The sequence below is a fragment of the Dasania sp. GY-MA-18 genome (genome assembly GCF_024734385.1).
Taxonomy (GTDB): domain Bacteria; phylum Pseudomonadota; class Gammaproteobacteria; order Pseudomonadales; family Dasaniaceae; genus Dasania; species Dasania phycosphaerae.
In genome coordinates this window covers 246,585-262,774 of record NZ_JANHAP010000002.1, presented here as the reverse complement: position 1 = coordinate 262,774, position 16,190 = coordinate 246,585, and the positions used below count along the sequence as shown (strand labels likewise).

The 16,190-nt window shown below is 46.4% G+C and carries 10 protein-coding genes; 1 reads left to right on the top strand and 9 read right to left on the bottom strand.

Annotated elements, in window-relative coordinates:
- Positions 1–133 precede the first annotated feature (133 nt).
- The 4 genes from NO559_RS03615 to NO559_RS03600 form a co-directional block, all read right to left on the bottom strand.
- Positions 134–3,397: an amidohydrolase family protein gene (locus tag NO559_RS03615; protein ID WP_258330426.1), complete on the bottom strand. Its 3,264-nt coding sequence runs from the start codon at positions 3,395–3,397 to the stop codon at positions 134–136.
- A gap of 36 nt (positions 3,398–3,433) precedes the next feature.
- A complete protein-coding gene (locus tag NO559_RS03610) occupies positions 3,434–6,697 on the bottom strand; it encodes an amidohydrolase family protein (RefSeq protein WP_258330425.1) in 3,264 nt (1,087 codons plus the stop codon).
- Between the two features lie 412 nt (positions 6,698–7,109).
- Positions 7,110–7,832, bottom strand: coding sequence for an ABC transporter substrate-binding protein (locus NO559_RS03605; RefSeq protein WP_258330424.1), 723 nt, complete (start codon positions 7,830–7,832; stop codon positions 7,110–7,112).
- Between the two features lie 132 nt (positions 7,833–7,964).
- The gene (locus NO559_RS03600; RefSeq protein ID WP_258330423.1) at positions 7,965–9,455 is read right to left on the bottom strand and encodes a methyl-accepting chemotaxis protein; all 1,491 of its coding nucleotides are present in this window, start codon (positions 9,453–9,455) and stop codon (positions 7,965–7,967) included.
- Positions 9,456–9,978: 523 nt separating this feature from the next.
- Between NO559_RS03600 and NO559_RS03595 the strand changes: the two genes are divergently transcribed.
- On the top strand, positions 9,979–12,120 hold the full coding sequence (locus NO559_RS03595) for a carboxy terminal-processing peptidase (protein ID WP_258330422.1): 2,142 nt from the start codon (positions 9,979–9,981) through the stop codon (positions 12,118–12,120).
- A gap of 9 nt (positions 12,121–12,129) precedes the next feature.
- On the opposite strand, the gene NO559_RS03590 is transcribed toward NO559_RS03595, so the two are convergent.
- From NO559_RS03590 to lolA, 5 genes are all read right to left on the bottom strand, one after another.
- Positions 12,130–12,357 (bottom strand): hypothetical protein, encoded by a 228-nt coding sequence (locus NO559_RS03590; RefSeq protein ID WP_258330421.1) that lies wholly within the window; start codon positions 12,355–12,357, stop codon positions 12,130–12,132.
- A 133-nt stretch (positions 12,358–12,490) separates the two neighbouring features.
- Positions 12,491–13,783 carry a serine--tRNA ligase gene (serS, locus tag NO559_RS03585; protein WP_258330420.1) on the bottom strand — a complete coding sequence of 431 codons (1,293 nt, stop codon included), beginning with the start codon at positions 13,781–13,783 and terminating at the stop codon, positions 12,491–12,493.
- Positions 13,784–13,836: 53 nt separating this feature from the next.
- Positions 13,837–14,214, bottom strand: a complete 378-nt coding sequence (gene crcB, locus NO559_RS03580) for a fluoride efflux transporter CrcB (RefSeq protein WP_258330419.1) — start codon at positions 14,212–14,214, stop codon at positions 13,837–13,839.
- A gap of 6 nt (positions 14,215–14,220) precedes the next feature.
- Positions 14,221–15,534, bottom strand: a complete 1,314-nt coding sequence (locus tag NO559_RS03575; RefSeq protein ID WP_258330418.1) for a replication-associated recombination protein A — start codon at positions 15,532–15,534, stop codon at positions 14,221–14,223.
- Complete coding sequence (gene lolA / locus NO559_RS03570; protein WP_258330417.1) at positions 15,524–16,177, bottom strand: outer membrane lipoprotein chaperone LolA; 654 nt, start codon at positions 16,175–16,177, stop codon at positions 15,524–15,526. Before lolA ends, NO559_RS03575 begins: the two co-directional genes overlap by 11 nt.
- Positions 16,178–16,190: the final 13 nt, after the last annotated feature.

Here is a 16,190-nt window from a genome sequence, read left to right as displayed (position 1 = left end):
TCTATCCCCACCTCTAATTATTTTGAATTTTAACAGTACCCTGAAACACCCACCTTCGGAAGGTGCTAAAGAACACAAGGCCGGTGCATCATTGTCACCATAAATAGGGCCGCATAAACGTCCCTATTAGACGTCATTGCCCCTGAGATGCCTTATTCCACCCCGTTCCCTTATCATCACCAGACTCCCAGTAAAAACGCGCTCTAGGACGGTTATAATTACCTATCTCATTCATGCTATAGCTATCGTAAAGCCTGCCACCTATCATGACTTGCACAACCGTTTTACTATTGAGAATATTTTCTAAAGGGTTTTTCTCCAGCACTATTAAGTCGGCAAGCTTGCCTACAGTAAGACTGCCTATATCATTATCTAAACCTAAAGTTTTTGCGCCATTTAAGGTGGCCGCTCTGAGCACCCGTTCAGCACTCATCCCGCCCTCGGCCATCAATTGCATCTCCCAATGCATCGCCAGCCCTTGTACCTGTGAATGTGAACCAACATTAACCAGCACACCGGCATCATCTAATTTTTTGGTAGATCTGGCCACAGCCTTAAAGCCTATATCCCACAACTCGTCTGCGGCATGCAAACTTGTCATTGCGCGGGCATAAAGCGGCGCTGCATATTGAATTCCCAGTGGGCTGTAGCCACTAGTGACTTCCGGAACAAAACTATCGATACGTGGATCTTCCCAGGGGCGACTAGTTTGATAAATAAAATTCTCACCCATGATTTCCCCAAATGTTGCGACTAAGGTTGGAGTATTTGCTGTTTGGCTATGAGAAAAAAGTTGAATAACATCGTCGTAATAATTTGCAACAGGTAGGTTGTGCTCTATGGTGTTATGCCCATCTAGTATCGCAGAAATATTATTATAGAAGTGACTCTCCCCTTCTATGGACACCATAACTTCAGACTCCCTAGCAGCCTTAACCAATTGCTGTCTTTGTCGCCGTTGTGGTTGCCTATAACTTTTTATAGTACTTCCACCCAGCGCTTTTTTTCGCAGCATTATATTGTTGGCATCAGTTATATTATTAACCGGCGTGTAAACAGGATCAGATTTTCCTGGACGCCCATAGATAACACTACCCACAGTGATGGTTCGTGGACTTACCCTGTCACCTGATAATTGCATTTCACTGGCGGCATAACTGGGTAGCTCAGAAGAATAAGGGTCAAAGTTGGTAGTAATACCATAGGCCAACGAGGCATATAGGCTGGCCTGTTTTTGTGGAGTAGCTCCAGTAGATTGATAATAGCAACTGTCAACATGGCCATGCATATTGACTAAACCGGGCATTATAGTTTTACCACGGCTATCAATAACTTTAGCGCCCTTGGGAATAGCAATATCTAGCCTAGAACCTACTGCCGCAATACGATTATTTCTAACTAGTAGTGTGCCATCTTCTATAACACCGTTAGTTATTGTAATTAACCGAGCACCTGTGAAAGCTATAGTCCCCTCTGGTACATCAGATTTTACTTTAAGGCCTGTTAATATTGGGGAGCCGTACTGTTTGCTGTTAATGTTTAGACTGTGCAAGACTTCACCCAACATCCAATATATTGTGGATGAATCACCCGCCCATGTCAGATTATAACCACCTACTTTTGATAACTGTGTTACCGGCGTCACGGCCTCACTGGCTGACACCTTCATCGCCCCACCTGCATCAGCCAATGGCATCACATAGTAGTTTTGCTGCTCCTTGAATCCTAGCCATTTACCATTGGGGCTTAACCGTAACTCAGAGCGTTCAGCTACAGGCATAACAGCATGAGTTCGAGAATCCTGCCCCTGTAAATTGACGCTGATTAATTTAGTAACCGCAATATTATTGTCCACATCATCAAGTAAGTAGTAGAGCCGTTTGCTATTGGGTGAAAATTGAGGGTTGACTCCCAATTTTGTTACTAATAATGGTTTTGAATTATGAGATAACGACAAGGTGTATATGCCGCTGGCATTACCAAACCCCCCCATGCATTTACTGTCTTCTTGTATTTGATAGGCCAACATTTTTCCATTGGCTGAAAAAACTGGTTGCCTAATTACACCGCGGTCTTTTAGCAGGGATTTCGACTTTGATCCATCCAAGGTTAGCAGTTTTAATGTGCTGCCTTGCTCATCGTCCCACTCCACATAAGCCAGCGATTTACCATCGGGGGAAAATACCGGCTCAAATTCAAAAGCCTGGCTGTCCGTCAAACGTTTTGGCTGGCCAGCAGGTAAAGTTTTATACCATAAACGGCCTAGCGCATTAAAAACCATGCTTTGCTGGTCAGCTGATAGCGCTAAATGCCTTATAGCCTTAACGGTTAGCGTTTCTGGCTCTAATTGTTGAGTAAAACGTGTGGCCTCGGTGATGCGGTGCTTGGCGGTAACACGAAAAGGTATCTCTGTGGCCGAAGCAGTTTGGGTATCTACCTTATAGAGTTTGCCCTGCCCCCAAATGGCAATATGACGACCATCGGGAAACCAATCATATTGCGGGTAATAGGTACCCTGAGCAATCCACTCGCCTTGCATATCGCGATCTAATTGGTCGTAGACCGGCCGCTGTTCGCCGCTGTTCAGGTCATAGACAAACAGAACTGTTTTATCCTTGACCCGCCTGACAAATGCAATGCGTTGGCTATCGGGAGAAACTTGCGCGGTGGTTGCACCACCAAAACCTTTTAATAATTCTGTGGTTTTTCCGGTCTCCATATTGCGCTGCATAATGGCATGCACCGTATGATTAGCATCAATAAAAACACCTTGACCGTTAGGGCCGCCTACTTTTTGGGTGTAATACAAATATTGCCCATCTGCTGAAAACTGCGCTTGCGTAACATTTTGAAACGCATGCGGCGACTCGACCAGAGGTTGACCACTTCCTCCATTGATATGGTATAGCCTAAGCTCGGAAGTAAATAAATCACTGTACTGTGAAGATAGCTTGGTGGCTGCTATATAGTTTCCACTGGGTTCCCATGCTGGGTTGCTGACTACATCAACACTCTCATAAGTGACCTGTCGCGAATTGCTACCATCTAAGGAGGTAATCCAGACGTTATCCTCACCGCTTTTATCACTGATATAGAGCAGCGAGTTACCATCAGCACTAAACCGAGGCATGCGATCCATCGCTGGACCGCCTTTTATTAATGTTGCCTCGCCACCAGTAATAGGCAGTCGGTAAATATCCCCTAATAAATCAAACACTAGAAACTGACCATCTGGATGCACATCAACACTCATCCAAGTGCCTTCTTGCAGGGTAAATGCAACATCCTTATAGGGTTGTCCAGTATCAGTGATATCCCATGTATCAGCTGACACTGTGCCAGCAGCAAGCCATAGGATAGTCAGCCACTCGAAAAAACCTCTACGTACAATAAACATTTATATACTCCCAACAGATTAGTTAACGAAATAGGCTTACTGACCGGACCAGGCCTCATTCCAGTCTATATCGTTATAATCTGGGAGTTCCCAATAAAACTTACTGCGTGGACGCTGATAATTGCCAACTTCATTCATGCTGAAGCTATCGTATAAACGCCCATTTATCATGGTATAAATGACACTGTTGGTGTTGCGTATATCTGCCAATGGATTTTTTTCTAGCACGATAATGTCGGCGAGCTTACCAACTTGCAAAGAACCTATTTGCTCCTCCACGCCTAATGTCTTAGCGCCGTTGATCGTTGCAGTACGCAGTATCTTATGGTTTTCCATACCACCCTGCGCCATAGACTGTAGCTCCCAATGCAGTGCCAGACCATAAACCTGACCATGAGAACCTGCATTGATAATCACACCAGCATCATCCAGTTTTTTTACCGAGCGGCTGGCAGCCCTAAAGCCTACATCCCAAATTTCTTCAGCGGCATGCAAGCTGGTCATGCTACGCACATGCAACGGGGCAGAATAAGGTGTACCTACAGGGCTGTAACTTGAAGTGGTATCTTGCACATAGGACTTTATTTTGGGGTCTGTCCAAGCGCGGGTACTTTGATAAAAATAATTTTCGCCCATGATCTCACCAAAAGTCACATTCAGCGTAGGCGTATTGGCGATATCACTATGGGCCATTAACTGCACAATATCATCATAGTAATTAGCTACGGGGATAACATGCTCTAGCGCCATGTGACCATCAAGGATCATACTAATATCAAAGTAAAAATGGCTCTCACCTTCGGCATCGACCATAACGCCAGCCTCACGGCCAGCTTTCACCAATTGCTGGCGTGCGCGCCGAGAAGGCTGCTTATAGCTTTTGATTACACGTCCGCCTAATGCTCTTTTTCGCACCATGACATTCTCGGCATCGGCATAACTATGCAATGGCTGATACGTTGTATCACCTTTACCTGGGCGCCCATAGATCACTCTGCCTGAAGAAAGAAACCTAGGCCCCACTAAAATACCAGCCTGTTGCATTTCCATAGCTGCATAGGCCGGAATTTCAGATGTGTAAGGATCATAATTAGTAGTTATTCCATAGGCGGCAGCAGCGTAGTGGCTAGCATGTTTTTGTGGCATTAGTCCGCCGTAATAACAACAGTCTATGTGGCCATGCATATCTACCAGACCAGGCATTACCGTTTTGCCTGTGGTGTCTACTATATGAGCATCTTTGGGTATCAGCACTTCGTTAGCATCACCTACGGCAACAATACGATTACCCTCAACAACTACGGTGCCTTGCGCAATAACTTTATCGCCCTGCATGGTAATCACTTGGCCACCGGTAAACGCAACAACACCTGCTGGTTTGTCTCCTTTAGCGATTAAACCAATACTGGCGTAGGGGGCAGCGTTTGCAGCGTGCGTAGAAAAGTCACTGCTAGAAACTCGGTATAGATCCTTACCCAGAGTCCAATATAGGGCGCTACTGTCTGGTGCCCAAGCGAGGTTATAACCGCTAGATACCGTTAATGCGGTAACAGGCACGGCATCGTCCTTAGCTGAAATTTCAGTCAAGGCGCCTGTTTCTTTATAGGGCAGCACATAGTATTGCTGGTCTTCTTTGAAAGCGATCCACTGGCCATCAGGGCTAAGTTTTAGCTCATGCCGGTCGGCACCTTTGGCTAGCACATGATCACGATGGTCAAATCCCTCTGTAGTAACACTGGAGATATAGGTATTTTTGCTTTCCATGCGCGTGTAATAAACGCGTTTGCCATCATTAGAAAAAATAGGGGTTTGTGCCATCTCAGCAATCTTTTTCGATTCCCCACCCTGTACAGAAACAATATACAAGCCCGGCTTTGCTCGGTAGCCGCCCAAAGTTTTGCTGTTTTCATCGATGATGTAGGCTAGGTATTTACCGTCAGGTGAAAATACAGGCTGTCGGATAACGCCACGGCTCTCAACTAAAGTGTTTTTACGCTTACCGCTGGGGGTTGCCAGTGTTAAAGCACTACCCTTTTCATCATCCCACTCTACGTAAGCCAGCTTTCTATTATTAGGTGAGAAGGCTGGATCAAACTCAAACGCCTGCGATGAAGTGATACGTTTAGGCTTGCCATTAGGTAACTCTTTTTTCCATAGATAACCCAGCGCGTGAAAAACCATATCAGATTGCTTTTTAGCAATAGCTAGTTGGCGCACTGTTTTAACCGTGAGCTGCTCTGGTGCCAAGTCGTCAGAAAAACGAGGGGTTTTAGTAATTCGGTGCTTGGTGTGTGCCAGAAATGGAATTTCCTTAGCCTCACCTGTGTCCATATTAATTTTAAATAACTTACCCTTGCCCCAAATCGCAACATGCTTATTATCAGGAAACCAATCAAACTGTGGGTAGTAAACACCTTGCAGATAAAAGTCGGCCTGCTGATCACGATCCAAATCGGCATAGACCGGGCGTTGCTCGCCAGATATAAGGTCGTGTACAAATAAAACTGTTTTATCTTTGACACGACGCACAAACGCAAGCCGTTTATTATTGGGCGACACTTGTGGTGACAATGCGCCACCAAAGCCTTTAATCAGAGCTGTAGTTTCCCCGGTTGCCAAATCACGGCGCATAATACCGTAATTAACATGGTTAGCATCGACGAAAATATGATGATCAACTAACCGCTGCGTATAGTAGATATATCGGCCATCACTAGAAAAGTTAGGCTCTTGTACATCACGTTTGTTTTCTGGCGTTTCGACTAAGGTCCGGCCCTTACCGCCATTGATATGAAAAAGCTGCAAGGTAGACATCTTCTGACTGTCAAAAGTATTGCCAACCCTGGCGGCTACTACATACTCGCCATCAGCACTCCATTCAGGATTGGTCAGCATATTGGTTGTTTCTTGCGTAATCATACGGGCAGCTGAGCCGTCCGTGTTAGCCACCCAAATATTATCTTCACCACTGCGATCACTCACATAGAGTATTTTAGATCCGTCCGGGCTAAAACTGGGGATACGTTCAAGTGCCGCACCACCACGAATCAAGCTGGCCTCACCGCCAGTGGCCGGCAAAGTGTAAATGTCACCTAATAAATCAAAAACCAGGGTCTTACCGTCTGGACTAACATCCACACTCAGCCAGGTCCCCTCAGTCACAGAAAACTCCACCTCGTAATTGGGCTGCCCTGTGTCAGTAATGTCCCAGCTTTCAGCCTGAACGCCGCTGACCCCAGCACCCAACAGCAAACACCCCAAAGGCATTATGGCTTTTAGACTTCTGATAATTTGTGACATATATACTCTCTACCGTTTTTATTCATGGTTTTGCAACAATCAAATATCGACTTATAACCCAATAGTACACAGAGTCTATTTCACTGAGGAGATGCCAAACCCATCCAATTTGGTGCTTTATGAACACCAGAACAATCTTCACAGCAAGCTGGCCCAACATAACTCAGCCTAGAAGAAAAATATGGAATGCACTACAAGGTAATTACTGAAGCTTTCCTGCTCAGCGTATCACTAAAGCCACTTAAATGAGCAAAATTTCAGGTGATTCTACACTGGTTATTATTGCCTAACAGAAGCTGGCAAGTGTTCGGGACGGTTTAGGGGATAGACTTAATAGCCAGCAGGCACAGCCTATAATTGCAACGAAGATAGCATTATGGAAGGGATCTTTTACAGCAAGCTATAATTACTGTTAGCGCGGAAAATATTTTGCCATTATCAACTCTAGCTGCCCGCTAGCAACTAAGCGCTCATAGCCCTCGTTTAACACTTGGGCATAGCGCCGCGAATTAGGTCTGGCAGGCGAAAAGGCTATATATAAATCCTCTTCATCGGCCACACCCGCAAAACGTAGTTTGATGCCTAGTTTTTCATGGTGGCGGTAATAGTCCATTACAAACTGATCTTCAACCAGTACATCAATCCTACCTGCAGCAAGCTTTTTTAAGTTTCTGACCAATCCACCATTGCCGCCTATCACTTGCACCCGAGTAGGTTCTGCTAAATGAGGAACAATGTAGCGATAATAAAAAGTGCCGTATGAATAATCCTGAATGGCCCCTAAGCGCACCTGGTTTAAAGATTCATCACCCGTATACTGCCAGTGATTATCACTAAGAGTGTAAAAATTATGCTTGGCATAGCCCATTTTTGCCTGGGTAAAAATAAAACCGGGCGCCTCTGCAGGCCCCACACTGACAACCGCATCAAACTCGCCATACCGGGCGCCATGCAGTGCTCTGGACCAGGGCATATTATTATAAGTAACCGTATAGCCGGCTTCAGTAAAAATCTGCTGGGCGATTTCAACCAAATAGCCAGGCTTGTTTGAGTTAGGCTGGCAGTTGTGGGGACAATACTCTTCGCCGACCAGGCTAATTTCTTCGCTGTAAGCCTGCGGTTGGCACAGCAGCAATAATAGTATGCAGCAATAGTAGCGCCATTGCCTAGCCCGCCTAAAACAGGAGGTAGTGAAATCTGAGGGGGCGTTTATCGTTACACTCCCCACGCTATCTATTAAAACTTTGAGATGTAAAGCTCAAAACAATTACTCAACCTTAAAGCGGTGGATTAATAAATCTAGCTCTTTTGATAAAGAAGCTAACTGAGTGGCCTGCTCAGCAATTTCATTAACAATATGGCTACTCTCTTCGCCAGTATTGACTATACGTGAAATATTTCTATCTATATCGTTAGAGACGAGGCTTTGCTCCTCTACAGCCGTGGCGATCTGGGTCGACATATTCATAATCTGCTTAGTTGACTCCACTATAGCAATGATGGACTCACCACTCTTTTTAGCACTCTCCACCGTCTCATCGCCTATAGTACGGCTCTCTTTTAGCACCTGCACTGCCAGTGCAGAGCCTTCTTTTAAGCGGTTAATATTACTATTAATTTCTTTGGTTGATTGCTGAGTCCGGCTAGCTAGGGCTCGCACTTCATCAGCTACTACCGCAAACCCGCGACCTTGCTCACCCGCCCTGGCGGATTCTATCGCAGCATTGAGTGCCAGCAAGTTAGTTTGCTCGGCTATACCGCTAATTACCTCTAAGATAGTGACTATGCCTTGCACTTCGTTCTCTAGATTATCGATAACCTCGCTGGTTTTCTCTAACTGGCCAGACAGAGCCTGAACGGAATTAATCGAATCATTAACTATGCCGTGAACATTTTCAGCATCGGCTTTTACATGGTTTGCGGCATCAGCAGTGTTTTGAGCATTCTCGGCAACCTCTTTGGCGCTGGCACTCATTTCTGTAACCGCAGTTGCAACCAAATTAGTTTCATCTTGCTGTTGCGAGAGCAGACCCGTCACTTTACCTGATGAGTCCTGCACGCTGCCAGCAAACTGGTTGAGCTTCACGATAGACTGCATAGTGGACAACACCAGGGTTTGTATCTGAGTCACAAACAAATTGAATTGTTCGGATAACACGGCCATCTCATCATGGCCTCGCACAGGCATACGTTGAGTTAAGTCACCTTCACCATGAGCAATATCGGTAATCCCCTTGCAGACCAGATTGATTGGCCTGGTCACCATATTTCTAACCAGTATGATGAGCAAAGCTGATAACACGGCAATAATGATGAGAATTTGTATCATGGCATTTTGCAGCGAGTTGTTAAGCTCTTTATCGATGCGGTTTTGGTCTAATGTAAGGATGATTTTACCCACCACACTTACTTCACCGCTATCATTATGCTTAAGTTCTTGAATAAACTGCTTACCACTTTTATCGCCGCCGGAGAAAAGCTCATCGTCGCTTTCCGACAATATGGTGACAGAATTTACATAATGGCTTTTAAGCTCAGAGCGCGCAACACGCTGCAACTGCTCTTCCTCAAAATTCCATATCAAAGCCGGTAAATTTAACTGCATGCGCTCTAGAGCCAGACTTACACTCTCCTCAGCATCAGCAATAAGGTTCTTTTTAACAGCCTTATAGGAATAGGCCCCAGATAAAACCATCACCACGGTAACGGTTAAAATGGTAATGCAAAGCAATCTGAGTGCTAGGTTTTTTTTAAGCATTGTTGGACCCTGTTATCAGTCTGTTAAACCATTTTTAATACTGTGCGCTTTAATTACAGATATCAGTTTTATTGATGCTGCTCAGCTGGGCTAGCTATAAACATAGCCTAGCTTAGTACAGTAAAGCCAAAGGCATAAAACCCATTGCCAAAAAAGTCGGCATATAAGCGTGCATAGTGCTTATATCGCGCTGTGGGCATAAAACTTTAATATAAATGGCGACTTATCTAGTGCTAGTTATTTTACGCCGTTCACGGCTAAGGCCTTATCGCCACAGCCCTTACTGTTATTGTTCAATACGCAGCACTCAAACTGCCCGGGGATTTAACACCGTATTAGCAACAGAGTAGTACCCAGTATCCTGCCATAGCTTCAGCGTATACTATTACTCTATTTACTCTATGTTATTGTTTTATAAGAGTATAAATAGAAACGATGCAGGCATTAAAACATAGATGATGCACACCAGCAATCTCTATGAAATAATGCCTGTAATTAAATAATTTACAGTTGGGATATTGTTTTGAGCACAGCTAGCCGTACGTCTTGTCGTTTTACAGCCCTGATTTCTCTCGTATTTTTTATATGCGCCAGCCTACCAGCCGCACTGGCTGTGCCAACCACTACCCCCGCGCTAGCGCCCACCGCCGAACAAGCTAAAACCACCAAAGAAATCATCCGCAAACTCACCTATATGCACTACGCAGGAAAACCAGTGGATGACGCCATATCGTCACAGTTTTTCGACAATTACCTTAATCGCTTAGATGGTGCCAAAACCTTTTTTCTGGCCAGTGATATAGCCGAGTTTGAGCCCAAGCGCCTACTGCTAGATGATGAACTAAAACGTGGCGACCTTAGCACCGGCTACGCCATTTACAACCGCTACCAGCAACGAGTATTGGCACGCATCAGTGCTATACAAGAACAATTGCCCACGTTAATAGATAGCCTGGATTTAAACCGCAAAGAAAGCCTACTACTAGACCGCTCCGAACAACCCTGGCCACAAGATGCTGCTGCCGCTGACGACCTGTGGCGCAAGTTGCTTAAAAGCCGCATTGTTAGCCTGCAGCTAGCTGGCAAGTCTGACCCTGAAATAGTCAAGCTGCTAAGCAAGCGCTATCAAAACCAGTTTAACCGGGTCCAGCAGTCCAACGCCGAGGACGCGTTTCAGGCTTATATCAATTCTCTTACCGAGCTATACGACCCCCATACCAACTACCTATCGCCGCGCAGCTCGGAAAACTTCAATATTAATATGCGCCTGTCCCTACAAGGCATAGGCGCAGTGCTGCAGCAAGAGGACGAATATACCAAGGTAGTACGCCTGGTACCTGCAGGGCCAGCGTTTAAACAAGGCGAGCTACAACCCTCGGACCGCATAGTAGGCGTTGCCCAAGGCGATGAAGAGTTAGTAGACGTCATAGGCATGCGCTTAGACGAGGTAGTAGACCTAATACGCGGCCCTAAAGACAGCATAGTGCACTTAGAGGTCATCCCTGTCACCGCCAAAACCGATGATGAGCGCAAGCTGATTAAGATACGCCGTGACACTGTAAAGCTAGAAGAGCAAAGCGCGCAGCGTAAAATGTTAAATATTATGCACCAAGGCAACATGCATAAACTTGGGGTCATTGACCTACCCACCTTTTATCGCAACTTTGCCGTAAGAGATATTAACCACCCCGATTTCAGAAGCACTAGCTACGACGTGATGAAACACGTAACCGCCCTGCAAGCCGAAGGGGCCGAAGGCATTATTATCGACCTTAGGGATAATGGCGGCGGCTCACTAGACGAGGCCAATGCCTTGACCAGCCTATTTATAGAAGCCGGCGCCACCGTGCAAATTCGCCACTCCAATGGCAAGGTTGATAGAGCCGGTAAAAACTACCGCTCTAATTATTTTGATATGCCGGTAGTGGTACTCATTAATCGCCTCAGTGCCTCAGCCTCTGAAATATTTGCCGGCGCTATGCAGGACTATAAGCGCGCACTGATTATCGGCTCGCCCTCTTTTGGCAAAGGCACAGTGCAGTCCATCAATGACTTAACCCAAGGCCAGTTAAAAATCACTGAGTCCAAGTTTTACCGTGTGTCGGGTGAAAGTACTCAGCACCGCGGCGTAGTGCCCGATATTCTATTCCCCTCCTTGTACGACAGCGAAAAAGTGGGCGAAAGCTCCCTAGAGCATGCCCTACCCTGGGACACCATAGCCGCCATGAATTTGCGCAAATATTACAACTTGGAGCAAGCCATCCCCACTCTGGCGCAACAACATCAGCAACGCGTAGCCCATGACCCGGATTTTATCTTTATGAAAGATAGGCATGAACTGGCTGACCAAGCCAAAAAAATAACCCATATCCCATTGAACATAGCCGACCGTAAAGCCTTGGATGAAGAGGAAAAAAATAAACTCCTAGCCATAGAGAACAAGCGTAGAAAAGCTAAGGGCTTAAGTTTGATAACCGACTTGGACGAACTCAAAGAGGAAGACAGCAAAGAACAAGCTGAAAAAACCGCCGCTAACGAGCCCAGCAACGCCATTGATGAAAATGACCCTTTACTCAATGAGGCCGGTCAAATTTTACTGGATGCCATGCCCTATTATCAGCCCCAGCAAGTGGCTAAGCGGCCCGCTTATGCACCCAGCATGTAAGTACAAAAACTAAACAATAAGATTGACCCGCCCTTTGCGTCTATCAGAACTGACACGGCGGTCGACTACGTACTGGCCGCCGGGGGTTTTGCGACGATTGCGGTGGCCGCGGCGCTCAGCAGTAACAGGCTTTTGCTCTTCTCGCTCAGGCTCTACGGCATAGGCCCTACGCTGGCTTTTTTTAGCCGCAGCAGTAGCCTTAAAAGGGGTGGTATTGATGGGGGGTAAATTGATCATTAAGTGAGCTCCTAAATCTAATATCGACCCAAGCGCTCACTTCTTTAATACTAATACGGTAAATTTTGCCAAGCCCTGCAGCCAACACAGCGTATAGGTCATGTTAACTATAGGGCTTGCCGCAGGGCGTTGCTTAAGACAACTCCGTAATACCACCCATATAGGGGCGCAAGGCCTCGGGCACGGTAACCGTTCCCTGCTCGGTTTGGTAATTCTCCAAAATAGCAACCAAGGTGCGGCCTACCGCTAAACCAGAGCCATTAAGAGTATGCAGTAGCTCTGGCTTATTGGTTTCGGGGTTGCGCCACCTTGCCATCATGCGCCGGGCTTGATAATCACCAAAGTTACTGCACGATGAGATCTCGCGGTATTTTTGCTGACCGGGTAGCCACACTTCTAAGTCGTAAGTCTTTAATGCCGAGAAACCCAGGTCGCCACCGCATAAAATCACCTTGCGGTAAGCCAAGCCTAGCTTTTGCAATATGGCTTCGGCATGGCCGGTTAAGCTCTCTAGGGCCTGCTCTGACTCGCTAGGCTTAACCAGTTGCACCATTTCCACTTTTTCAAACTGATGCTGGCGTATCATGCCGCGGGTATCGCGGCCATAGCTGCCGGCCTCACTGCGAAAACAAGGGGTGTGGCAGGTGTAGCGCAGGCCGTATTCCATTTGCTTGGCGTCCACAATTTGGTCGCGCAGCATATTAGTTACCGGCACTTCGGCAGTTGGAATTAAATAGTAACCCTGCTCGCCGCCTAGCTTAAACAAATCTTCTTCAAACTTGGGTAGCTGGCCAGTGCCTTTTAAGGAATCGGCATTAACCATATAGGGCACATAAACTTCTTGGTAATCGTGCTCATTAATATGGGTGTCTAACATAAATTGAATCAGTGCACGGTGCAGACGCGCCATAGCGCCCTGCATCACCACAAAACGTGAGCCGGTTATTTTGCTGGCAGTATCAAAGTCTAGGCCTCCCAGCGCTTCACCTATGTCTACATGGTCTTTAGGCTCAAAACTAAAGCTGGGCTTAGTCCCCCAGGTGGCCACCTCTATGTTGGCGTCTTCATCATCGCCTACGGGTACAGCATCGTCTGGAATATTGGGTATGGACAACAGCAACTCATCCATAGCCTCTTGTGCTTTGCGGGCGCGCTCTTTTAAAGACTCTAATTGCTCACCGATTTTGGCTAGGGTTTCATTAACCGTCTGCTTGGCTTCATCAACGCTAACCCCAGACTGTACCAGCTCGCCAATTTTTTTAGAGGCCGACTTGCGCTCAGCCAGTAGCGCCTGGCTTTCGCTATCAGCAACTTTGCGCTCATTGTCCAGTGCTTCAAAGGCCGCTATATCTAACGTGTATTTTTTCTTAGCTAATTTTTCGGCAACGCCAGCAGGGTCTTGGCGAATAATTTTAATATCTAGCATGGAGCTTAAAACCTATTTAAAACGAATGAATATAAAGTGAATTGGCTAGCGCGCTAAAAAACTAAGCGCGTTAATATCATTGCCAGCCAAGCCATCAACAAACAAACCACTAAGCTGCTAATAATATATAAAAATGCATTGCCGAGCTGGCCATGCTCTAGCAGTGTAATCGCCTCTAATGAAAAGGTGGAAAAGGTGGTAAACGCACCTAAAAACCCCACGATCAAAATGCTACGCCAATCCGGTGATAACGATAAACGCTCAGCAATAAGCACATACATTACACCAATTAAAAACGAGCCTATCACATTGACACTAAACGTACCCAAGGGGAACTTACCATGGTAAAACTGGTTGATTAGGTTCACCAAGCCATAGCGGCATAAGGCCCCTCCGGCCCCGCCTAATGCGATAAATAGCATTTGTTTCATAACAGCTTAGGGCTCCGGATAGCGGCGTATTCTACTTGTTTTATCAAGTTCGCGCAGGTTATTTAGCTTCTCGGCTATTTTCAACTCCAAGCCTCTGGGTACAGGCTGATAATAGCGCTGGTCTTTGAGGGCTTCGGGTAAGTAGTTTTCACCAGCGGCATAGCCGTTAGGCTCGTCATGGGCGTAGCGATATTCGGCGCCGTAGTCCATATCCTTCATCAAGCTGGTGGGGGCATTGCGTAAATGTACCGGTACTTCATAGCTGGGCTGGCTTTTAATATCGGCCATCACTTGGTTATAGGCGCTGTAAACCGCATTACTTTTAGCTGCGCTGGCTAAATACACCACCGCCTGCGCTATGGCTAACTCCCCTTCTGGGCTACCTAGGCGCTGCTGCACATCCCAGGCGTTGAGGGCTATTTCTAAAGCTCTGGGGTCGGCATTGCCTATATCTTCACTGGCCATGCGCACTACCCGCCGGGCAATATAAAAAGGGTCGCAGCCGCCATCTATCATGCGGCAGAACCAATACAGGGCTCCATCGGGAGAGCTGCCACGCACGGATTTATGCAGCGCGGATATCTGCTCATAAAACAAGTCGCCGCCCTTATCGAAACGGCGCACATAGCCTTCTAAGACCTCATCGAGTACGGCGGTTGTGATGCTTTCGCCAGCGGCTAATTCTGCAGCCAGCTCCAATAAATTTAGAGCTCTTCTGGCATCGCCATCAGCGGCTTGCGCCAATCGGGCAAGCTGGGCTGGGGCTATTTCAACACCGGGCAGCGAGGCGATACCACGGCTTAAAATATCGCTAATGGCAGACTCACTAAGCTCGCGCAACTTATAAACGCGGGTACGGGAAAGCAGTGCGTTGTTTAATTCAAAGGAGGGGTTTTCAGTAGTAGCACCGATAAACAAAAAAGTGCCATCTTCCACATAGGGCAGAAAAGCATCTTGCTGAGATTTATTAAAGCGATGCACTTCATCAATAAATAAAATGGTTTGTTTTTGCTGGGCTTGATATTGCTTGGCTTGGTCTACCGCAGCGCGGATTTCTTTAACCCCGGAGAGCACTGCCGAAATAGTAATAAAATGTGCCTTGCATAGCTTGGCGATTAACTTGGCCAAGGAGGTTTTACCCACACCCGGCGGCCCCCATAAAATCATGGAGTGCATTTGCCCGCTATCCAAAGCCTCGCACAGGGGCTTGCCCTTGCTTAATAGGTGCTCTTGCCCTATGTAATGATCTAACTGAGTAGGCCGCAGTTTAGCCGCTAAGGGCTGATACACCGGCTGCTGGCTAAATAAATCAGCGCTCATTCACTATCACTTCTACGCCCGCAGGCGGGGTAAATTTAAATTGCTGATCAGCTACCGGCAAGTTTATTTCAACTTCTGAAAACGAAATACTGGTCGTTTGCTCAAAATTATCTTTCAACACCATGCGAGTAACTTTTTGCTGCTGAAAACTTATGGCTAGCTGTGAAAAAGCGCTGTCGCTGGCATTAGGCAGCAATTGAAAACTAATACTGCTACCATCTTTCGCCAACACTGAGACTTGATAATTTTTTTGTATCGCTGCTATGTCACCGCTAAGCAACAAGGCCGGCGCCTTATCTATATTACTGCTATAGCTTTCTTTGTTAACCTGCTCTAAATCTATATCGTATAACCATAGGCTTTCGCCATCGGTGACAACAAGGTGCTCATAGGGCTGTTCCGTTAACCAATAGAATTGCTGCGGTTTTTTCACTATCAGCTTGCCGCTGGCCTGCTGTAATACTTGACCTTTGTCATTGCTAATGGTTTGCAGAAATTGCGCCTGCAGCGTTTGGGTATCTTGCAGTTGCTGCGCTAATAAACTGGCAGCACTGCCCTGCACTTCAGCAGTATCATCAGCATAAGAGCATGCGGCGCTTAGCCATAGTAATACGGTAGTCAGCTTAAAAACTCGTTTAATCACTTTAAACCCTATG

Bases quoted from the DNA above. Each gene is read 5' to 3' on its own strand.
- NO559_RS03590 (WP_258330421.1), bottom strand. From the start codon at position 12,357: ATGATCAATTTACCCCCCATCAATACCACCCCTTTTAAGGCTACTGCT.
- NO559_RS03600 (WP_258330423.1), bottom strand. From the start codon at position 9,455: ATGCTTAAAAAAAACCTAGCACTCAGATTGCTTTGCATTACCATTTTA.
- NO559_RS03615 (WP_258330426.1), bottom strand. From the start codon at position 3,397: ATGTTTATTGTACGTAGAGGTTTTTTCGAGTGGCTGACTATCCTATGG.
- serS (WP_258330420.1), bottom strand. From the start codon at position 13,783: ATGCTAGATATTAAAATTATTCGCCAAGACCCTGCTGGCGTTGCCGAA.
- NO559_RS03575 (WP_258330418.1), bottom strand. From the start codon at position 15,534: ATGAGCGCTGATTTATTTAGCCAGCAGCCGGTGTATCAGCCCTTAGCG.
- NO559_RS03610 (WP_258330425.1), bottom strand. From the start codon at position 6,697: ATGTCACAAATTATCAGAAGTCTAAAAGCCATAATGCCTTTGGGGTGT.
- crcB (WP_258330419.1), bottom strand. From the start codon at position 14,214: ATGAAACAAATGCTATTTATCGCATTAGGCGGGGCCGGAGGGGCCTTA.